Annotated in this window: 19 protein-coding genes; 13 read left to right on the top strand and 6 right to left on the bottom strand. The window is 36.6% G+C overall.

The annotated features are described in order from the left end of the window. Positions 1-306: 306 nt before the first annotated feature. The 3 genes from RTK36_RS12205 (at position 307) to RTK36_RS12195 (ending at position 3517) form a co-directional block, all read left to right on the top strand. Complete coding sequence (locus tag RTK36_RS12205) at positions 307-1578, top strand: PIN domain-containing protein (RefSeq protein ID WP_312047527.1); 1272 nt, start codon at positions 307-309, stop codon at positions 1576-1578. A 106-nt stretch (positions 1579-1684) separates the two neighbouring features. Further along, entirely contained in the window at positions 1685-2725 is a 1041-nt protein-coding gene (locus RTK36_RS12200; RefSeq protein WP_312047526.1) for an AbiH family protein, read from the top strand. 132 nt (positions 2726-2857) lie between these two features. Beyond that, entirely contained in the window at positions 2858-3517 is a 660-nt protein-coding gene (locus tag RTK36_RS12195; protein ID WP_312047525.1) for a hypothetical protein, read from the top strand. Positions 3518-3699: 182 nt separating this feature from the next. On the opposite strand, the gene RTK36_RS12190 is transcribed toward RTK36_RS12195, so the two are convergent. From RTK36_RS12190 to RTK36_RS12170, 5 genes are all read right to left on the bottom strand, one after another. Further along, entirely contained in the window at positions 3700-4068 is a 369-nt protein-coding gene (locus RTK36_RS12190; protein ID WP_312047524.1) for a hypothetical protein, read from the bottom strand. 592 nt (positions 4069-4660) lie between these two features. Continuing rightward, the gene (locus RTK36_RS12185; RefSeq protein WP_312047523.1) at positions 4661-5008 is read right to left on the bottom strand and encodes a hypothetical protein; all 348 of its coding nucleotides are present in this window, start codon (positions 5006-5008) and stop codon (positions 4661-4663) included. 232 nt (positions 5009-5240) lie between these two features. Next, positions 5241-5429, bottom strand: a complete 189-nt coding sequence (locus tag RTK36_RS12180; protein ID WP_312047522.1) for a hypothetical protein — start codon at positions 5427-5429, stop codon at positions 5241-5243. 562 nt (positions 5430-5991) lie between these two features. Continuing rightward, the gene (locus RTK36_RS12175; protein WP_312047521.1) at positions 5992-6279 is read right to left on the bottom strand and encodes a hypothetical protein; all 288 of its coding nucleotides are present in this window, start codon (positions 6277-6279) and stop codon (positions 5992-5994) included. 11 nt (positions 6280-6290) lie between these two features. Then, entirely contained in the window at positions 6291-6485 is a 195-nt protein-coding gene (locus RTK36_RS12170; protein ID WP_312047520.1) for a helix-turn-helix domain-containing protein, read from the bottom strand. A 159-nt stretch (positions 6486-6644) separates the two neighbouring features. Between RTK36_RS12170 and RTK36_RS12165 the strand changes: the two genes are divergently transcribed. Together RTK36_RS12165 and RTK36_RS12160 are read left to right on the top strand one after the other, a co-directional pair. Next, positions 6645-7379 carry a helix-turn-helix domain-containing protein gene (locus RTK36_RS12165; RefSeq protein WP_312047519.1) on the top strand — a complete coding sequence of 245 codons (735 nt, stop codon included), beginning with the start codon at positions 6645-6647 and terminating at the stop codon, positions 7377-7379. Positions 7380-7507: 128 nt separating this feature from the next. Then, positions 7508-8578, top strand: a complete 1071-nt coding sequence (locus tag RTK36_RS12160; RefSeq protein WP_312047518.1) for a tyrosine-type recombinase/integrase — start codon at positions 7508-7510, stop codon at positions 8576-8578. A gap of 75 nt (positions 8579-8653) precedes the next feature. On the opposite strand, the gene guaA is transcribed toward RTK36_RS12160, so the two are convergent. Then, positions 8654-10192, bottom strand: coding sequence for a glutamine-hydrolyzing GMP synthase (guaA, locus tag RTK36_RS12155; RefSeq protein ID WP_312047517.1), 1539 nt, complete (start codon positions 10190-10192; stop codon positions 8654-8656). A 270-nt stretch (positions 10193-10462) separates the two neighbouring features. Between guaA and RTK36_RS12150 the strand changes: the two genes are divergently transcribed. From RTK36_RS12150 to RTK36_RS12115, 8 genes are all read left to right on the top strand, one after another. Continuing rightward, positions 10463-11800 carry an NCS2 family permease gene (locus RTK36_RS12150; RefSeq protein ID WP_312047516.1) on the top strand — a complete coding sequence of 446 codons (1338 nt, stop codon included), beginning with the start codon at positions 10463-10465 and terminating at the stop codon, positions 11798-11800. A gap of 391 nt (positions 11801-12191) precedes the next feature. Then, positions 12192-13415, top strand: coding sequence for a 6-phosphofructokinase (locus RTK36_RS12145; RefSeq protein WP_312047515.1), 1224 nt, complete (start codon positions 12192-12194; stop codon positions 13413-13415). A 102-nt stretch (positions 13416-13517) separates the two neighbouring features. Further along, on the top strand, positions 13518-14057 hold the full coding sequence (locus RTK36_RS12140) for a hypothetical protein (protein WP_312047514.1): 540 nt from the start codon (positions 13518-13520) through the stop codon (positions 14055-14057). 338 nt (positions 14058-14395) lie between these two features. After that, entirely contained in the window at positions 14396-16444 is a 2049-nt protein-coding gene (locus tag RTK36_RS12135; RefSeq protein ID WP_312047513.1) for a glycoside hydrolase family 13 protein, read from the top strand. A gap of 2 nt (positions 16445-16446) precedes the next feature. Then, positions 16447-17115, top strand: coding sequence for an RluA family pseudouridine synthase (locus RTK36_RS12130; protein ID WP_312047512.1), 669 nt, complete (start codon positions 16447-16449; stop codon positions 17113-17115). Between the two features lie 239 nt (positions 17116-17354). Beyond that, on the top strand, positions 17355-19781 hold the full coding sequence (locus RTK36_RS12125; RefSeq protein ID WP_312047511.1) for an ATP-dependent Clp protease ATP-binding subunit: 2427 nt from the start codon (positions 17355-17357) through the stop codon (positions 19779-19781). A 157-nt stretch (positions 19782-19938) separates the two neighbouring features. Then, positions 19939-20352 (top strand): endosialidase, encoded by a 414-nt coding sequence (locus RTK36_RS12120; RefSeq protein ID WP_066049371.1) that lies wholly within the window; start codon positions 19939-19941, stop codon positions 20350-20352. A gap of 264 nt (positions 20353-20616) precedes the next feature. Next, a partial coding sequence (locus RTK36_RS12115; RefSeq protein ID WP_312047510.1) for an ATPase domain-containing protein occupies positions 20617-21024 on the top strand: 408 nt, incomplete at its 3' end.

Below are 21024 nucleotides of genomic sequence, written 5' to 3'. Positions count from 1 at the left end.
TCAAGTGTACAACTTGGGGCATTAAACCCTGTTGTTAAGTAGATTGAGTATGTTTTTATAGATTTGGAAAAGAGACTTGTTCATTGGATAATCGGAAAGGGCTCTTTGGTGTTAGGTTGACTTTCCAATATTATAAGAGTTAGTTTAATGGGACATATAAAATACAATATAAAAAAATTGCAAAATGCTGGAATATATTGTATAAAGGTGTATAATTGTTACTGAAGGAAGAAAAAATGTTAGATTAATAATAATTAATACAGAAAAACCCAGATTACTAATGCTTGGTATGGAGGAGATTGGATAGTGATAGTTTATTTAGATACAAATACATATATTGGTGCAAAGTATATTTTTGATAGTGGCAATTTTGGAACGTTAAAAAAACTTGTGAACACTGGTGAAATATCTGTGATTTATACCAGCGCAACAATAGGTGAAGTTAAGGATCATATACAGGGTGATATTAGTGCTGCTGTAACAAAATATAATCGTACGTTGAGAAACGACATGCCCGTATTAAATGAAGATCCGATATATAACCTAAAAACTCTTGATGAAAATCAGGCTATTTCTTCTGTAATAGATAAATTAGATGAATTTGTTGGTCTAGATGGTGTAGAACAAATTTCTCTTAATCCGTTGGATGCAGAGAAACTGCTTGCTGATTATTTTAATCAAAATCTGCCCTTTGAAAGCAAAAAGCCAAATGAGTTTAAAGATGCAATAATGATAAATGCTATTAAACAATTTCAAGAAAATTCACAAAGTCGGGTTTGCATAGTCTCAAATGATGGAGGTTTTAGAAAAGCTTTTGAAGGGAGCGACAATTATATAACCTTTGAATTTTTAAGTGGTTTTTTGAAACATTATAATAAAACTAAAGAAGAACTCGCATACATATCAGAGTTTATATCCAATAAAATTGATGATGGTGATTTTGATGAAATTATCAAAGATTATTTGTCAGATTTTGATATTGACAGAGGCTATTATGGAGAATGGAATATTGATAGTGGGAATATAGATGAACTCTGCTGCGAACTATCCTATATTGAAGAAGCAAACGGAAAATTCATTGCAAATATTGTTGCTGATGTTGAAATTTCAATAGATATCACCTATCGTGATGAAAATACCTCTTATTACGATAAGGAAGAAGACACATATTTAATTGAAAACTTTATCCATGCTATTGAAAATCATAGGGTAGCCATAATTGTTGCAATAGAGTGTGATATAAAAAATGATGCAGATGATTTATCTATGAATAATTTTAATGTTATCGAAGATAAACGTCATAAATATATTAGCTTGGATGAAGACACAATTATTGGCAGCAAAGAAATTGAAAACACTTTACATGAGGAACCAAATTTAGAGTATTGCAGTGAATGTGGTACTTTGCTAGGACGTACACAAGATGGTGCTTACGTTGATTATTTCGGAAACCCGCTATGTTATAAATGTGCAGTTTCTAATAGTAATGGTGATATTTGTCCAATGTGTGGGTGTAAAGTTCCACATGAATATATGATGTCTGGCTTCTGTAGAGATTGTGCACCAGAGGCAGATTGAGCATATGGATGCCTGATATATTACCCATTGTGTTTACACAGGGAACTAGGCATAAGGTTTACGAAGTTATACATAATGAGAAGTTATTAAAATAAGGAGTTAAATTGTGAATTTAAATATTATTGGAAATGGTTTTGATTTATATCACGGACTACCAAGTTCATATTATTACTTTGGATGCTATCTTATTGAAAATGATCCTGATTTATATATGTCTCTGTCAAAATGGTTTCGTTTTAGATATTATTCAGAGAGCAGAGGCTACCCTTATGAAGACTTTGAATATGGGGTAGAAGAACAGTTTTGGACAGAATTTGAGGAACGATTAGGAATAGTAGATGAAACAGTAATTATTGATTCGTATGACTATGATTTGAACTTGGAAATTGAGGATTATGATATTCCGATGGATGATGATAAAATTGTAGTAGACATAAGAAAAAATTTTATTGCATGGGTTGCCAGAACGCTCGATTTAAAAGAAAGTTATGGAGTAATTAAAAATTATAAAAAAACAAATAAAGAATATTATAAATTTGGTTTTAAGAATAGCGATCGATATTTGGTTTTCAATTATACACATGTGTTGCAGAATATCTATGGAATTCAACCTAAAAATATTTACTATATTCATGGTGAGTGTACAGGCAATGAAGAAGATCAGTTGATTTTTGGACATGTCAATAAAAAAAGAATGTTAGAAATAGAAGGGGTTATTAATGAATATGATAGTCGAAGCTTATATCAGTCGGAAAGGACTAAGCAATTAGAATATGAGTGTTTATTAAGATTTATGAATAATCTTGAGAAAGATGTAAAACAGTGCAAATTGGAAACAGAATATTTTTTTTATAATCATTTTTCTGAAGTGCCAGAAAGAATTAATGTATATGGTATGTCATTAGGAAACATAGATTTTACCTATTTTGAACAGATACGAAAGAAATGGCCAGATGCAACTTGGAATTTTGGTTACTATTCAAAACAGGATGAACAAAGAATCAATAAATTGGCTAGAAGATTAGGAATTCAACTATTTAAATATACTAAGTTTAAATTTGAAAATCCTAAATTTCAAGAAATAATGGACTTGATAGTGAAAAAAGTTGACATAACTACATATGAAAAGGTTAACAGTATTCATTAATTAAGAAATCACAATCTATATTTTTACATAGCAGAACTAGATTGAGGGTAACACATTGAACCATAATGGAAAGTTAGATTTATAACTAAATTCTGAATAGGGTATTTATGTCAAATGTGTGGGGGTGTTGTAATGGTTGATAGATTAATATCAGCATATCGAGCGCAAATCTATGATTGGACATGGGCTGATTGGAGATCTCTTTTTAAGGATAAGTCTTTCGTACTGGGTTTAATCCTGTTTGTTTTAGCAACCGTACTTATATTTAGTCTGTACTACATAACTCGTTCAAACATAATACTAATTTTCATAATGCTTGCTGAAGGGATTGCAGTTTATTGGATTGATCGATTAACAGTAAAACAATATCGACAATTCCTTATTAAAAAAGAAGATAGACTTAGGAAAACTATGCTGTATCTAAAAACCACTATTGCAACAAGAGATCTTTGTAATGAAGTTCAAATTGACGAGTTGATAAAACGTTTGTCAGATCGCATTGATAAGAGAGAGCCTTTTAGAAATTTCATTAATGGTGCTATTAATTTTTCAAAAGCAATAATTTTTCCTGTAGTTTCTTTTATCGCTGGAGTGTATTCCAATGACTTAGGAAATCTTAGTTGGGAAATATTATGCAAATACTCAATTTTAGTTATATTGGTGATGGGAATCTTAAGGATATCGTGGGTAGGTGTATCTATGATCGTACGCACATTACTATGTAGAGATTATGATGCAGCTTTAGCATTAAGAGAGGATTTGTTAGATATCAAACTTCTATATTTTTCTTGATACCAAGTTGAGGAGAAATTATCATCTGAAATTAAAAAAATGTGAGTGGATGAAAAGCTTTTGTATCGCTTGCATATAGAATCCCCTAGTACACGCCCCGTTGTTAAGTAGCCTGAGTAAGTTTTGAAAAAGAGCCTTGTTCCATAATGGAGCGGGCTCTTTTGGTGTTGGAATTATATGTATTAGTTTACCAGATTTTTAGCAAATTCCTTGTAGCTGTTTATTTCTTGCGTAGTCATTAAAATATCTGCAAGGCTTGCAATTAGCTGTATTTTCCGTTCATCCTTGATAAATAGAATTTTATTGTATAATGCCTTTCGTTGCTCTGACCATAAGGGATTGCGGGAAAGCGTTTGGTGATATGATATTTCATCCCAGAAATCCCATTCTTGCCATTCTCCATTAATTTTCTTTTCAAGGCACTCGATAACTGTATTGAAGCGGTATTCATCAATGGACTTGAAAAAAAGAAAAGCGGGTTTGTTTTTGTGTATCTGGTATTCTTTTGTTTCACCGTATGGCATTTTTAGTATAATTTTAGCTTTTTCCAAAGTGATAAACTCCTTTCATTTTCGGAAAAGACCTTTTAAAAAGTCATAAATAATAAATAAGGTTTTTTCACATTCTAGGGAATCTATTATTTTGTGGATCTCTGATTTGATGCTTAACAAAGTGCATTACCCCTTTGTGGAAATATAAATTTTAGCTTATTGATGTCATTAAAAACTTTAAGGGTAGATCTTAGCAGGCGTTGGCGGAGCGGGGAAGGTGCTTTTCGTGGCGTTTACGCTATGAAGTGGGACAGAGAATTTCTATTTCTATGGCGTTTTTGTCCCAAATGTTCCTCAATGTTCCCCGCTGTTCCCGAATGTTCCCCGTTGAATTTAACTTGATTTTAATATCAATGCATGATAGAATAAAAAAAGCGTTTAGCTGTATTCTTTTCCTTTGGTTGGGGTTCTTAGAATACGGCTTTTTTTATTTTGCATTGAAAATCTGCCTTGGTTTTGGTGTATGAAAAAATACTGCATAGCATTTGCACATCCTCAATCTCATTTATAATTTTTGTTATGTAGTACCGATATGAAGCTTTAAGGGCTTTATCTTCCGTTTGTGTTTGCTTCTCCATGTCTGCATTCCTTTCTATTTTAAATTTCTCCAATTGGCTGAAAACCTATAAATATTGGGCTTTCTTATGTTCTTATTGTTTTGCCGTTCTTCAATAAAGCCATTTTTAATTAGTTCTTCTTTTGCGTTAAGAAAAGTATGCTTGCTCATTAAAATAATATATTTACTTGCTGGAAATTCAAATTCTATTTTTCCACCGCTTTCTAGGCGCATATACATATAAGTTACCTTTGCGGAATTAGAAAGTCTGATAAAGACAGGGTGTAAAAGTTGAGAATTACCGCTACGAATATATCTTTCTTCTATACCATTTTCTTTTGCTGTTTCCCAAGGATTAAATGGGGTTTTAGATTTTCTCCCCATACACAATTACACCCCCTATTTTCATTTGGCTGTGCAGAAACTGCACATGTAAAAGGCTCTGGTGGTGCAGAAACTGCACAAGTAACGCTTTTGCACTGTGCAGAAATTGCACAAGGAAAAACGAAGTTACGCCATTTCTAGCACCTATTTTAGAGTTCAGCTTGTGCAGAAACTGCACAGATATACTATATATAGCCATATAAGGCTTTTTAAAAAGCGTACCAAAAGGGGGCTACCGAACTGATCCACTGTAAAAGCGTTTCTCAAAATATGCCCTCGGAACTCTACCCGCAACGGTGAGATAACCCGCATCGTGAAGTTCTTTGTTTAGTTGACTGATTATCTTGTACGCCATTGATGTGGAAAGGGATAAAATTTCGCTTAGTTCTTTTGCATTGATAAATCTGTTATGTACTTCCATGTGAGTAACTCCTTTCAAATTTCCGTTTTAAATTGACTGATATTGTTTTGTTCTTGTCCGTTCTTCAGATAAAAAGTAAAAATTCTTTCGGCTATTAAACGCATATACCTTATATTTCTTCCAACTAGCCACTAGGGTAGGGGGTTAAGCTATTTTGTAGCTTCGGTATTGTTATTAATAGCCTTAGGTCTTTATATCCAATAATAGGGACGTAGCGTGCGGTTTTACTGCCCACAAACGCACTTTCAAAATTGAGCATTTGTAGGCAGGCGGGAGCGGAGCAGGAAAGAGCCCGTAACAGTGTTTACGCTTTGGAGCGGGACAAAGACTTTCTTATATTTCTTTTTCTCTTTCTGCCGAGTAAATTTCCCTTGTTGTTCCTCGTTGTTTCCAAATGTTCCCCGTCCTGTATTGGCTTGTAAGGTTTTTTATGTGCTTGTCTCCTTTTTTCATAGTTTTCAAAACGTGAGAAAAAATAGCCTTAAAACCCGTTTTTGTGTGAATACAATCTTTAGGCGATAAAAGTATCGACTTTGAATAGAAAACTGATTTTGCAAGGAAGTTAAACCTTTCCCAAACCATTCTTGAGTGCGTTCTCTCGTGCTTTGTGTCTCTGCTCATTTGATACAGTTCTTTTTTGCAATCCCCTAAATGATATACAGCGTCTTGGCACTTTGAAAATTACACCGCAAATACTGCCGTCTTCATAATATCTTTCCTGTACAACTTCATATCCTTGCTTTCTGCACTTAGTAATATCTTTTGGAATGGAAGTATCAATAATTGCGCAATCTTCAATAGCATCAATGCAAATATGCGTTTCCCATTCATCCATTGTTAGTTTTTGCATATGTACCCCCCTTAGTCTTCTAGTAATTCCAAAACATCGCAATTTAAAGCTTTCGCAATTTTCCCTACTGTGGCAGGTTTACAGTTTGAACCGTTCATAATTCTATAAACTGTATGCTTTTCAATCTTTGATTTTTTGCACAAATCATTGACATTTAAGCACTCTTTTGCCATTTTAATTTGAATTTTTGTTTTATTAAGTTGCATATTTTCACTCCTTTTTTAAAAAATAGTTGCACATAGTTTAACTATGTGTTATTATGATTACATTAAATCACATAGTTGAACTATGTGTCAATACAAATTTTCTTTCTTTGTACAAAAAAACATGATATTATGTATGTAATATCATGGAGGTGTTTTAACATGCTCGGGGAGAAACTAAAAGAAATAAGAGTAAAACGTGGTTTTACACAAAAAGACCTTGCTGAAAAAACCGGTCTAGCAACCATCACAATTCAGGGTTATGAAGCAAATAAATTTAAACCAAAACTTGAGACTTTAGAAAAAATAGCTGAAATTTTAAGTATTCCAATAAGCTATTTCTTTATATCTGACATGAAACCAGATGAACAAAATAATGTAGATAGGCCGTCTTATACTGGTACTGATTCGATGCGTGCTTTTATTGAAAGCAAAAGTAGTGGTGTCCCCATGGAATACCTTTTGGGTAAAACTAATATATCAGATACTGACCTATTCAATTTCTTTGGTTTTTCGGATAAGTTAAAATCAGACAATATCTTAAGAGCAATGAATACTTATGATTACAGTGACGAGGTCATTCAAGGATTTTGTATTATGTTAGGTAATTTATTCAAAAGAATAAATTCACATGTATGGAATGGGAAACCACCAATCAAATATAATGATTTGGATAACATTTATTTATTAAGTATTATTTTGAATATTTTTTTGGAATCTGCGGTAAATGCAAAAAAAACAGCAGGGGGAATTGAAGAAAATACGCTTGATAATATAAAGAATGATTTGAATGATAAACTTCTTCCTGTTATAGATGCGTGGATTAACAATTACTTGAAACCAGCTAGGCAACTACCTCATTACGAAAATGAGATTAAACAATTTAACAAAAAATAAAAAATCCCCCAGGTGCAGGAACACCAAGAGGATTTTATAAGCGGTCAAAAAATAACCACTAAGTCGCATTAGTATTATAACATAGACCGCTTTATTTGCATACACAAAATTTAGGAGGTCTTATTTTTATGCCTGTTTACAAGAACGAGGAAAAGGGAACATGGTACACTAGTTTTTATTATACGGATTGGCAGGGCAACCGCAAAAAGAAGAAAAAAGAAGGGTTTAAGCTGAAAAGAGAAGCGCAGGACTATGAAAGAGAGTTTGTAAAAATGTATGCGGGATCCTGTGATATGCAGTTTAAGTCTTTCGTAAAGATCTATTTGCAGGACTGTAAAACCCGACTAAAACAAACAACATACAGCGGTAAAGTCTTTTTGATAGAAAGCAAGATAAGCCCTTATTTTGGTGAAATGCCTTTGAATGCTATTGTGCCTGCGGATATTAGACGTTGGCAAAATCAATTGATAAATGACAATAGAAATTATAGTCAAACGTATTTGAAAACTGTAAATAATCAGTTTTCGGCAATCTTTAATTTTGCTGTAAAATACTATAACTTAAGAAATAACCCTGTGCGCATTTGTGGGAGTATGGGGCAAAAACATGCAGACAGCATGGAATTTTGGACAATAGATGAGTTTAGAAAGTTTGTTGCTTGCGTAGAGGATAAACCTGCTTCAAAGTTGATTTTTGAACTTCTATTCTGGACTGGGATACGTTCGGGGGAATTGCTTGCTTTATCCTTAGAAGATTTTGACTTTGAAAACCTCACGTTAAGCATTAATAAGAATTATGCAAGACTTAGCACAGAAGATTTGATATTAACCCCTAAGACCAAAAAGGGGAAGCGGGTTATTTCAATTAGTCCCTTTATAGCTGAATTGGTGCAAAATTATGTAAAACTAAAATATGCTTATGAACCAAATGAAAGGCTTTTTGAAGTGACAAAGTTTTATATTGCCCACGAAATAAAAAGAGGGTGCAAACTTTCAGGAGTGAAAAAGATTAGGGTGCATGATTTAAGGCATTCTCACGCTTCGTTATTAATTGAACTTGGATATTCTCCGCTGTTAGTCTCTGAGCGGTTGGGACATGAAAACATTGAAACTACGCTTAGGACTTATTCTCACCTATACCCAAACAAACAAAAAGACTTAGCCGAAAAACTACAAAAGCTATATCATTTAGATGAATAGTACGTTTTTAGTACGAATTGATAAAAAATAGCCTTGGAAATGCCGTAAAAACAGCATTCCAAGGCGTTTTGTTTGTTATTCCCACTCAATCGTAGCGGGGGGTTTGGACGTAATATCATATACAATACGGTTAATGTGCTTTACTTCATTTACAATACGAACGCTGATGCGATCCAACACGTCATAGGGAATCCGTGCCCAATCAGCCGTCATAAAGTCAGTCGTTGTTACACCACGAAGGGCTAAAGTATAATCATAGGTTCTGAAATCACCCATTACACCAACAGAACGAACATCTGTAATTACTGCAAAATACTGATTAATGCTGCGGTCTAAGCCTGCACTTGCGATTTCCTCACGGAAGATAGCATCGGCATCTCTTAAAATGGACAATTTATCTTCAGTCACCTCGCCAATTACACGAATGCCTAAGCCGGGACCAGGGAAAGGTTGGCGCCATACCAAGTTTTCAGGTAAGCCCAGCTCAATACCCATCTGACGCACTTCATCCTTAAATAAGAGACGTAATGGTTCGATCAATTCTTCAAAATCTACAACAGAGGGCAACCCGCCAACGTTATGATGAGACTTAATCACGGCTGAATCACCCAGACCGCTTTCGATTACGTCAGGATAAATGGTGCCCTGAACCAAATATTTAACTTTACCGATTTTTTTCGCTTCATCTTCAAAAACACGGATAAATTCTTCCCCAATAATTTTTCTTTTTGCCTCTGGGTCAGTAATACCCTTTAACTTATTGAGGAAACGATCTTGTGCATTTGCACGTACAAAATGAGAATCGAAGAAACCGTCAAATACAGATTCTACTTCATCACCTTCGTTTTTACGCATTAAGCCATGATCAACGAATACGCAGGTCAACTGTTTGCCGATTGCCTTAGAAACCAAAGCTGCAACTACGCTGGAGTCAACGCCACCTGAAAGGGCACAAAGGGCGTTACCATTGCCAACCTGTGCACGGATTTTTTTAATCTGATCCTCAATATAATTTGTCATAGTCCAATCGCCGCTACAACCGCACACTTCATATAAAAAGTTGTGAATCATATCGGTACCTCTGGGTGTATGGTTTACTTCAGGATGGAACTGTACACCGAAAAAGTTTTTTTCAGGGCATTCAATGGCTGCGGCTGGGCAGGTTGCAGTTTTGCCTACAATGCGGAACCCTTCAGGCATTTCTGTTACGAAGTCTGTATGGCTCATCCAGCAAATTTCTTTATCACCAATACCCTTAAGCAGCTTACTGCTTGTGTCAAAGGAAACCTCTGTTTTGCCGTATTCACTCTTTTCATGGGCATTCCCAACTTTTCCCCCTAGGGTATATGCCATCAATTGGCAACCATAACAAATTCCCAAAACAGGAATTCCAAGCTCAAAAATTTCAGGATCACAGTGGGGGGATTTATCATCATACACACTATTAGGTCCACCGGTGAAAATGATGCCCTTAGGATTTTTTGCCTTGATTTCTTCTATAGGCTTATTCCAAGGCATGATTTCACAATATACATGATGTTCTCTGACACGGCGCGCAATCAGCTGATTATATTGGCCGCCAAAGTCTAATACGATAATCATTTCGTGGTTCATCATTTACCTCCATACAAATTTCAATGTCATCCGTTTCTTGAAATGAAAAGCCGCCGAAAAATTCCGACGGCAGATTCTCTATTTATATTAGCATAGGCCACAAATATTGACAAGAGAAAAAAACTATGAAATATATTGCCTGTTATTTGGAATCTTTGTAGAATATACAGTTGTAAACCGTTGACAGGTCAGCTTTACTTTGTTATCATCTTAAAGTCATTGTCTTAATTTTACTTTTTTTATTCATACCTACTATAAGGAGGGAAAAACATGGGTTTTTTCGAAAAATGCTTTAAGCTGAAACAGAATAACACTACAATGAAAACTGAAATTTTTGCAGGATTAACTACATTCATGACAATGGCATATATATTAGTGGTTAACCCTAGTATTTTAAGTGCATCTGGAATGGATGCCAGTGCTCTTTTAACTGCTACCTGTCTTGCTTCTGCACTGGGTACATTTTTTATGGCTTTTTTTGCCAACTATCCTTTTGCATTGGCTCCAGGGATGGGACTGAATGCTTATTTTGCTTTTACCGTTTGTGGCCAGTATGGCTACAGCTGGCAGGTGGCTTTAACAGCTGTATTTGTGGAGGGTATTATTTTTATTTTACTTTCTGCTGTAAATGTGAGAGAAGCCATATTTAACGCAATTCCATCTAATATGAAAAAAGCAACCAGTGTTGGTATTGGTATGTTTATTGCTTTTATTGGATTGCAAAATGCAGGTGTTATTGTTCCAAACAGTACTGTCTGTGTTGCGTTAGGGGATATTAAAAATATTTCTGTAGCATTGTCTTTAATTGGTACAATTATTACATTGGCGCTGGTTGTAAAAAAAGTAAAAGGCGCTTTGTTTATAGGAATTATTATAACTTGGGTTTTAGGTATTATCTGTCAGCTAACTGGAATTTATGTAGTCGATATTGATGCGGGAATGTATTCCTTAATTCCTCAAGGTTTTATCTCTGCACCTCCAAGTATTGAACCTATTGCCATGAAACTGAGTTTTCAAGGTGTAAATATTTTAGATTTTGTAACTGTTGTATTTGCGTTCTTATTTGTAGACTTATTTGATACCTTAGGTACCTTAATCGGTGTATCAACAAAAGCTGGTTTTGTTGATAAAGATGGAAAATTGCCTCGTATCAAAGGCGCTTTATTTGCTGATGCATGTGCAACAACCATTGGTGCAACATTAGGTACTTCCACAGTTACTACCTTTGTGGAAAGTGCTTCCGGCGTATCCGATGGCGGACGTACGGGCATGACCGCCTTTACCACTGGTGTATTATTTTTAGTCGCATTGTTTTTTTCTCCAATTTTAACAACAATTCCATCCTTTGCTACAACACCTGCTTTGGTAGTAGTTGGTCTGTTTATGGTTGAAAATATTAGAGAAATTGATTTCAGTGATTATACAGAAGGTTTTCCGGCATTCATGACAATCTTGATGATGGTTGTTGCATATAGCATATCAGAAGGTTTGGTATTTGGTGTAATTTCTTATGTATTGCTGAAGGTGCTTAGTGGTAGACAAAAAGAATTAAATCCAGTTATCGTTATTATCGGTGTATTATTTTTTATTAAGTTAATTTTAGGATAAGAGATGTTGTGCATTTACATGGAATGTCTTTGTTCGTCTAAGTGAATTTATCAACTTAGGAATGATTTAGACGAGATATATGATACTGCGCAAATTAAAAATGTATTCTTTTGAGACAAATCATTGTACATTAAGTGGAATTTTTATGTGTGACTGTAGAAAAATCATTCCCCTTTAGCATATGTATAGTGGTTGTGTGATTGTAATAGAAAGGGCGGCTGTTCATTTTTGAGCAGTAGTCCTTTTATTGCATTTTGGAAATACAGAAATAACGACGTGTAATATCTGGAAACAGAGGGAATCGTTTAAATACTTATTGTTTCTTCGTGTAAAAAAATCTATAATACTTGTAGTATCAAACATGAGATGAATTTTGGAAAGGCGGATAGCAATGAAAAATTTACTGGTCGCGCAATCGGGCGGCCCATCTGCAGCAATTAATGCCACTTTATGCGGTGTGGTTGAAAAGGGATTGGCTGATAAAAATATTGATAAGGTTTATGGAGCGCAAAATGGTATCATAGGAATTTTGGCTGAACGAATGGTTGAACTGAATTCTCTACTTTCTAACCCACAATCTTTACAGCTGTTATGTCAAACACCCTCCTCGGCATTGGGCTCATGTAGAATGAAGCTTTCTCATTGGGAGGAAAGCACCTTTGAGTTTGAAAAAATAATTTCTATTTTTAGAAAATATAATATTGGATATTTTATTTATATTGGCGGAAATGATTCCATGGATACGGTACATAAACTATCAGAATATTGCCGTTTGCATAAGATTAACGATATTTGTATTATGGGCGCTCCCAAGACAATTGATAACGATCTGATGGAAACAGATCATTGTCCAGGGTTTGGCTCAGCAGCGAAATATATTGCTACCACTTTTTCAGAAATTGCCTGTGATTGCAATGTGTATGCGTTACCTGCTGTAACCATTGTGGAAGTAATGGGGCGAGATGCAGGTTGGCTTACGGCCTCCTCTGTTCTGGGGAGAATCAACGGGGATTGCGCACCGGATTTAATTTATCTTTGTGAAAAACCGTTTTCCGTAGATGGATTTATACGAGATGTAAGAGAAAAGCTTGGGAAAAAGCATGCTGTTGTAATTGCAGTAAGTGAAGGGATTAAAAATGAATCGGGAGAGTATATCACCGATTGCCTTCTGGATAGGACAACAGATGCCTTTGGACATAAAATTTTGGCAGGCGCAGCAAGATATTTAGAAGAAATCATTCGACAAGAGATTGGGTGTAAGGTCAGAAGTGTAGAGCTGAATTTGATGCAGCGTTGTGCTTCCCACGTGGCAAGTGCAGCGGATATTTATGAATCCAGACTTCTTGGCATGGCGGCGGCAGACTATGCTATGGGAGGCGGAAGTGGAAAAATGGCTGCAATCAAAAGAACATCTACCAAGCCATATCAATTTGAAATTGAATTTGTGGAAATTCATAAAATTGCGAATCAAGTGAAAACTGTTCCTCTGGAATGGATTAATGAGCAAGGGAATGATGTTAAGCAAGAAATGGTTGATTATTTACTTCCGTTGATCCAAGGGGAACTGCCTTGTACCTACGAAAATGGGGTGCCTGTGCATTTTAGAATGCTGTAAAAGAATAAATTGAAAAATTGAGTGAAATGCATGAAAAATGTTTTTTGATATTTTTGTATAAAATTTTCCAAAAGGGTACATACTTTTTTCGAGGTGGATATTATGAAGAAAAAAGTTGTACTTCTGGCCCTTGCCGGCTTTTTTCTATCGTTGGGGCTAGGTTATTATTTAACAGCGAAAGAACAAGAAAAGCAAAAGCTTCCAATACAGGAACATACCGTTTTGGTTGGAAAAAAAGAAGTTACCATGAAAAAAGAGGGTAAAATAATTTACCAATATTACTATACAAAGGACGCAATTACGAAAGAGGTTACTGAGCCTGTTCCGGATTTTCTTGAAGGAATGAACCGCCAACAGATGCAAAGTATTTATAACGGGTGGCAAATTGTTTATTTTTCTCCTGAAAAGGTAATACTGCGGTGCTCTGTGGAGGGGAAAAGCAGTGAAGTCTTTGTTTTAAAAGAGTACGAAGGTTATTTGGCGGTTTTTACAGAAGATATTGATAAAAAGATGAGATTAAAGGAGCTGACGAAAGTTCCAATTTCAGTGTTACCTAATCCAGAGCGTCAACAGCTCATAGAGGGAATCTATGTTTTGGGTGAGGAAAACTTGGTCAGATTGCTATCTGATTTTACAAGTTAATTTTTGTTAATTATTTATTATTTTTTCCTAGACATTTTTTGTCCCACATGATATAATGAGCATGTGAAAACTCCCCAATATTTTCACATTGCGGTAAATCCGTAATCCCAATAAGAAATACCTTCTCTTTTTGAAAGAAGAGCAGTCATCGGCAGACTGCTCTTTTTTCCATGCATAGAAATAAGCAAGTCTATCAGAATATATTCCTGATTTAATTTGAATGAATAAGGGAATCATATTTTTACTTTTATTTTCATTTGTTTATGGTATAATTACCGCAAAGAAAATCCGTTTTGGCTATGGTGAGCCATATAAATTCAAACAAAGGTGGTGGGTTTTTGCCAAATTATGATGATTTTTCTTGGTTAGTAAATATCCCTTATTTTTGTTCTCAAGCAATTTTCAGTGATGAAACCGTGAATTATAGAGTGCCGTTAGAGCCTTCTGAGGAAGATACAGTTATCATTACTTTGAGGACAGGAAGAAATCTTCAGTTGCAGCCTTATTTATGTACAGAAACTGAGCGCTTTCCCATGAAAAAAATGTGGTCAAGCTTTGTATTTGAATTTTATCAGGTGGAATTTCCCCCATCTGATCAGAAGGAACGCTATTATTTTAGTATCGAGGGAGAAGGATTTACCCTATATTACACTAAATACGGCGTATTCGAGAGCTATCAAAGGGAAGGTTGGTTTGAAATTCTGAGGAACTATCATACACCTCAATGGGCAAAGGGAGCGGTGATGTACCAAATTTTCCCCGACCGCTTTTTTAATGGAGATGCAAAAAATGATATTCTGAGTAATGAATATATGTACTTGGGTAAACCAGTTAAGAAAGTAGAAAACTGGTATGAAAATCCTGAATTAGAGGACATTCGTAATTTTTATGGTGGGGACTTACAAGGCATTTTGACAAAGATGGACTATCTGGAAGGTTTGGGCATTGATGCCATTTATTTAAACCCAATCTTTCTTTCCCCCAGTAATCATAAATATGATATTCAGGATTATGAACATATTGATCCTCATCTAGGTGTAATTGAAGTGGATGAAGGGGCATTGGTCTTTGGTTCGGAATCCAATCACGAGGCAACCAGATATATTACTCGTATTACCAATGAAACAAATTTGGAAAAAAGTGATTTGCTTTTTGCCTCATTGGTTGCAGAGGCTCATAAAAGAGGGATTAAAGTAATCCTTGATGGCGTGTTTAATCATTGCGGTGCTTTTCATAAATGGATGGATCGGGAGGGAATTTATAACAATAAAATGAAGGGAGCCTTTCAGGATAAGAACAGTCCATTTCGTCCGTATTTTATTTGGAATCAGCAGGGGACTGCCTACGAGGGGTGGTGGGGGTATGAAAACCACCCCAAGCTAAATGTGGAAGGCTGTTTGGAGTTGCGTAATAAAATTATGGAGATTGGTGCAAAGTGGGTATCACCACCTTATTGTGCAGACGGTTGGCGGCTGGATGTGGCTGCAGATTTGGGAAGTACGGAGGAGTTTAACCACACTTTTTGGCAGGAATTCCGGAATACTGTGAAAAAAGCCAACCCAAATGCCATAATTTTAGCAGAACATTATGGAGATGCAAAACCATGGTTGTTTGGTGACCAATGGGATAGCATTATGAATTATGATGCCTTTATGGAACCGTTGACTTGGTTTCTAACAGGGGTATCCAAGCACAGTACAGATGCCAGAGATGATTTGTATAATAATGCTGATGTTTTTTGGGGTAGTATGATATATCAGATGTCAAAGCTACCCATTCAGGCTCTAACTACGGCAATGAATGAACTTTCGAACCATGACCATTCCCGTTTTTTAACAAGAACAAACCGCCAACTAGGAAGATTGGAGCATGATGGTGCGGAAAGAGCTTCCCAAGGTGTTCAATTTTCTGTGATGCGGGAAGCGGTCCTATTGCAAATGACTTGGTTGGGTGCTCCCACCATCTATTATGGTGATGAAGCGGGTGTTGCGGGTTGGACTGACCCTGATAACCGCAGACCCTATCCTTGGGGCAGAGAAAATAACGAATTAATTGCGTTTCATAAAGCATGCATCCTTTTGCGAAAAGAAAATGAAGCTTTGCGATTTGGTTCTTTAAAGCAATTATTTGGGGAATATGGCATCATAGGCTATGGAAGGTTTACGGAACAAAACCGTTGTGTTGTGGTGTTAAATAACAGCGATAATAAGAAAGAAATTTTTGTGCCTGTTTGGCAAATTGGCGTTAGAGAAAAAGGCAGGATGAAACGCTTGATTTTGACAGATGCGCAAGGATATCATTTGGAAAGTGTTGATTATAGGGTGGAAAAGGGGCATATTTGTTTGCCATTGCAACCTAAGAGTGGAATTCTTTTAAAGGAAGTGTAACAATGGATTGGAAAATAATATTTGAGGACGAGGAGATGCTGGTTGCCCTAAAGCCCCAAGGCATGCCTACACAGGCTGATAAAACGGGGGATTTGGATTTGCTTTCCGCTTTGGAACAGCATTGCGGCCACTCTCTGGGCTTAATACACCGCCTAGATAGACCGGTGGGTGGTCTTCTTGTTTTTGCGAAAACAAAAAAGTCTGAAGCTGCTTTTGCAAAACAGATGCAGGAAGGGATTTTGGAAAAACGTTATCATACTGTTTTATTGGGTAAATTGCCAGAAGAGAAAGGTACATTAATCGATTATTTGAAAAAAAATATGCGAACCAATCTTTCGGAGGTGGTCTCTCCCAAAGACAAAATGGGGAAAAAGGCTGTTTTGCATTACAAAGTTTTGCAAACTAAGGTGGAAGAAAATCAGAATTTAAGTTTGGTTGAAATCCAATTAGAAACAGGCAGACATCATCAAATTAGAGTGCAGACCGCACATGGGGGAGCACCAATTTGGGGAGACAAAAAATATAACCCCAAGTTTCAAAAAAGAGGACGCACAGAAATCGCCCTATGGGCATATTCTTTAAAAGGGTTTCATCCCGCAACAAATCAGCCTTGGTCTTTCGTAGATATACCTAAGGACGGGATTTTTCAGTTTTTTTATGGAAATTCATAAAACAAGCTTTGCATTTTCTCATTTTGTGTATTATAATGTGTGTATCAAATTATGGCGAGGGTGAATTGACTGAGAGTTTCTTTTGAGATACTACAGATTTCAGGTATCCTCTTATCATTTCCTTCGTATAATTAAGTATATTTAGAAAAAGAATAAAGAACTGAAAAGTTCTTTTATTTTAAACATACAATTAGCAATCACAAGCTTTGATGGCTAACAAGCTAAGGAAGGTGAAGAACATGGAAGGAAGATATACGAAAAAAGCGCAAGAGGTTTTGGCTAGAGCACAAGAGGCTGCGTTAAAATTGGGAAATAAGTACGTTGGAACAGAGCATATTTTACTTGGGCTAACTTTAGTGCAAGAAAGTGTAGCAGCAAAAGCATTGGAAATACAAGGGGTAACCTATCATCAGGTTATGGATCGCATTGTTACGTTAAATGAACACAATAGAACCTTTTATGTCCCCGTGGATTACACACCCAGAGCAAAACGGGTTGTGGAATTCGGACTTCAGGAAGCAGTAAAATTGGGCATGGGTTATGTAGGCACAGAACACATGTTAATATCCTTGATACGAGAAGAAGATAATATTGCAACAAAAATTTTGATGGAGCTAAATGTTAACCGCCAGCAGGTATACGCTGATATAATGAGCATGTTGGGTGCCGGCGAAAATGAAACCTCTAGCATTAGAGGTATGAATACAAACGGGGAGACCCAGGAAAAAAGTGCAACGGAGACGCTGGATAAATTTAGCCGTAATTTGACGGAAATGGCGAAAAACAATAAATTTGACCCTATCGTTGGCAGAGACTTGGAAATTGAGCGTATTATACAAATTCTAAGCAGAAGAACAAAAAATAACCCTTGTCTTGTGGGAGATCCCGGTGTGGGAAAAACCGCTATTGTGGAAGGTCTGGCACAAAAAATTGTGGATGGAAATATTCCAGAAGTATTGAAAAACAAGAAAATTATCAGCCTTGATTTGTCCGCTGTCATTGCGGGTTCAAAATACCGTGGTGAATTCGAAGACAGAATGAAAAAGGCTTTGACTGAGGTTCGGGCAGATGGTAACATCATTCTTTTTGTAGATGAAATTCATACCATAATCGGCGCAGGAGCGGCAGAAGGGGCTATTGATGCTTCTAACATTTTAAAGCCATCCCTTGCCCGTGGTGAAATACAGCTGATTGGTGCCACCACATTGGATGAGTACAGAAAATATATTGAAAAGGATGCGGCCTTTGAACGCCGTTTCCAACCTGTTAAGGTGGAAGAACCCACGGAGCAGGCAGCCATTGATATGCTTCGTGCCCTACGGGATAGATATGAGGTGCATCATAAGGTAACCATCACTGATGAAGCGGTAGAGGCAGCAGTAAAGCTTTCTATGCGTTATGTGACAGACCGTTTTTTGCCGTATAAGGCAATCGATCTTATTGATGAAGCTGCTTCACGGTTGCGCCTGAAAACCTACGGAGCACCCGTAGAAGTAAAGGATTTACAAAAGAAGCTGGCAGAGATGGAGAAGGAGAAAGAGGAGTCTATCAAAACAGAAGATTTTGAAAAAGCATGTGAGATTAAAAAACAGCAGGATGCTTTGCGTACTCAATTGAAGGAAGCCCAAAAAGATTGGGAGCAAAAGAACGACATCAATGCCCATACGGTGACACCGGAGGAAGTGGCAGAGGTGCTTTCCCGTTGGACGGGAATTCCCTTACAGAGCATAAAAGAAGAAGAAACGGCAAGATTGCTTGCCCTTGAGGATACACTCCATGAACGGGTAGTGGGTCAGCATGAGGCGGTAAAAGCAGTGGCAAGAGCCATTCGTCGTGGCCGTGTCGGTTTAAAAGATCCCAATAGACCCATTGGCTCCTTCCTGTTTTTAGGACCAACAGGCGTGGGTAAAACAGAGCTTTCCAAAGCTTTGGCTCAGGCACTTTTTGGCGATGAAAGCGCAATGATTCGCATTGATATGTCTGAATATATGGAGAAGCACAGTGTAGCCAGAATGGTAGGCGCACCTCCGGGATATGTTGGTTATGAGAAAGTTCGCAGAAACCCTTATTCAGTAGTACTTTTTGATGAAATTGAAAAGGCTTCCCCAGAAGTGTTTAATGTTCTTTTGCAGGTGCTGGACGACGGACATATCACCGATGGTCAGGGTCGCAAGGTGGATTTTAAAAACACGGTTATTATTATGACATCCAACGCCGGAGCAAGAAGCATTGCCGCGCCGAAAAGAATGGGCTTTACCAGTGTGGAAACGGCGGAACAAAGCTATGAGGCCATGAAAAAGGGTGTTATGGACGAGGTGAAAAACATTTTTAAGCCGGAGTTTATCAATCGTATCGACGACATTATTGTGTTCCATCCTTTGGAACAGGAGGATATTGTTGAGATCGTAAAGATTATGGTAAAAACACTTACGAAGAGAGTTGCGGAAAATATGGATATTATGTTAACCTTTACAGATAAAGCCATTGAAAAAATTGCAGAGGTTGGCTACGATAAAGCATATGGCGCAAGACCTTTACGTCGAGCCCTGCAAACGAAAATTGAAGATGTTTTTGCAGAGGAATTTTTGAGTGGAAACTTTCAAAAAGGTAGTAAGGTTTCTGTTGGGGTTAAGACGAATGGATTCTCTTTTAGAACTGTAAAATAATTGAAGTTTTTCCTTTTGAAATAATGAATTTAGCTATATACCAAAGTCTTGTTTTGTGTTATAATCAACCTAATCCAAATGAAGAGAGAAATTTGGCGATATTTCGGATTTTTTATCGAAAGTATACTTTGAAAGTGATATTTTGGGAGGTAGCGAAATGGCTGTAATCGAGGAATTGATTCGTCAGGAAGAAGATGGAAGTATCAGCTTCGGCAATTATTTGATGGATGAAAAGAAAAAGGTTTTGGATTTTGAAGTAAAAGGCGATCTTTATAAGGTTAAAACATACAATGAAATTACAAAGCTGGAGAAAAACGGTAAAATGCTTATGGAGGTAGTGCCCGGCGCTACCATACATAAATTTTCATTAAATGAAAAAGGTGCATTTTTCATGATAGAGGGTCACGAGGATGTTCAGTTGACTTTGGAAATGGAACCATCTAGCGAATATAAAATTTTGATTGACGATGTAAACGTGGGCAAAGTTAAGACAAATATGGCAGGCAAGGTAACCATTGGTGTTGAATTGCAAAATAATATGCCCTATGTAAAGGTTGAAAAGATAGGCTGATAAAGAAAGTGGACTGTATAAATATACAGTCCACTTCTTATAGGCCGTTTTTTTGCCTGAATGAAATTATAAACGAAGTAGCTATGACTTTCCCATTTCCTAAAAATTTAGGGCTATGATAAGAGTTGATATGAAAAAAAATTCACTAATTTTATCCCTACTATTTAAAAAAGTGGAAAAGATTGGGTTTGGTCAGGTGGACTGTATGAGCATGCAGCCCACTTTTTTCTAATTATAAAGTGAAATGTGGCTGGGAGTGGAGAAATGAAGATAAAAACAGTATTTGTTTGTACTGAATGTGGATATAAAAGTCCGAAATGGGCAGGTAGATGTACCAGTTGTGGAGCATGGAATACATTCGAAGAACGAGAAGAGATAAAAAGTCAAAAGGGACAGGCTTTTGCAAGGACTGTGGCCAAAAGCTCCTCAAATCAATTGGTTTCTCGGCTGTCTGAGGTTCAAATCATTGGGAATGAGCGTCTTTTAACTGGTATTACTGAGTTTGACCGAGTAATGGGTGGAGGGATAGTTAGAGATTCTGTATCAATTATCACGTCACCTCCAGGGGGTGGTAAGTCAACCTTATCCCTAATGGTGGCAGGCCAATTGGCAAAAGGCGGTAAACGAGTGCTCTATGCTTCTGGTGAGGAAAGTGACAGCCAAATTAAAAGC

Origin of the sequence: Anaerotignum sp. (assembly GCF_031981185.1) — a bacterium.
Taxonomy (GTDB): domain Bacteria; phylum Bacillota; class Clostridia; order Lachnospirales; family Anaerotignaceae; genus Chakrabartyella.
This window is presented reverse-complemented; position numbering and strand designations above follow the sequence as displayed.

What these genes read in the sequence shown, in the direction of transcription:
- RTK36_RS12195 (WP_312047525.1), top strand. Translation starts at nt 2,858, where the DNA reads ATGGTTGATAGATTAATATCAGCATATCGAGCGCAAATCTATGATTGG.
- RTK36_RS12185 (WP_312047523.1), bottom strand. Translation starts at nt 5,008, where the DNA reads ATGGGGAGAAAATCTAAAACCCCATTTAATCCTTGGGAAACAGCAAAA.
- RTK36_RS12180 (WP_312047522.1), bottom strand. Translation starts at nt 5,429, where the DNA reads ATGGAAGTACATAACAGATTTATCAATGCAAAAGAACTAAGCGAAATT.
- RTK36_RS12175 (WP_312047521.1), bottom strand. Translation starts at nt 6,279, where the DNA reads ATGCAAAAACTAACAATGGATGAATGGGAAACGCATATTTGCATTGAT.
- RTK36_RS12170 (WP_312047520.1), bottom strand. Translation starts at nt 6,485, where the DNA reads ATGCAACTTAATAAAACAAAAATTCAAATTAAAATGGCAAAAGAGTGC.
- RTK36_RS12165 (WP_312047519.1), top strand. Translation starts at nt 6,645, where the DNA reads ATGCTCGGGGAGAAACTAAAAGAAATAAGAGTAAAACGTGGTTTTACA.
- RTK36_RS12160 (WP_312047518.1), top strand. Translation starts at nt 7,508, where the DNA reads ATGCCTGTTTACAAGAACGAGGAAAAGGGAACATGGTACACTAGTTTT.
- guaA (WP_312047517.1), bottom strand. Translation starts at nt 10,192, where the DNA reads ATGAACCACGAAATGATTATCGTATTAGACTTTGGCGGCCAATATAAT.
- RTK36_RS12150 (WP_312047516.1), top strand. Translation starts at nt 10,463, where the DNA reads ATGGGTTTTTTCGAAAAATGCTTTAAGCTGAAACAGAATAACACTACA.
- RTK36_RS12145 (WP_312047515.1), top strand. Translation starts at nt 12,192, where the DNA reads ATGAAAAATTTACTGGTCGCGCAATCGGGCGGCCCATCTGCAGCAATT.
- RTK36_RS12140 (WP_312047514.1), top strand. Translation starts at nt 13,518, where the DNA reads ATGAAGAAAAAAGTTGTACTTCTGGCCCTTGCCGGCTTTTTTCTATCG.
- RTK36_RS12130 (WP_312047512.1), top strand. Translation starts at nt 16,447, where the DNA reads ATGGATTGGAAAATAATATTTGAGGACGAGGAGATGCTGGTTGCCCTA.
- RTK36_RS12125 (WP_312047511.1), top strand. Translation starts at nt 17,355, where the DNA reads ATGGAAGGAAGATATACGAAAAAAGCGCAAGAGGTTTTGGCTAGAGCA.
- RTK36_RS12120 (WP_066049371.1), top strand. Translation starts at nt 19,939, where the DNA reads ATGGCTGTAATCGAGGAATTGATTCGTCAGGAAGAAGATGGAAGTATC.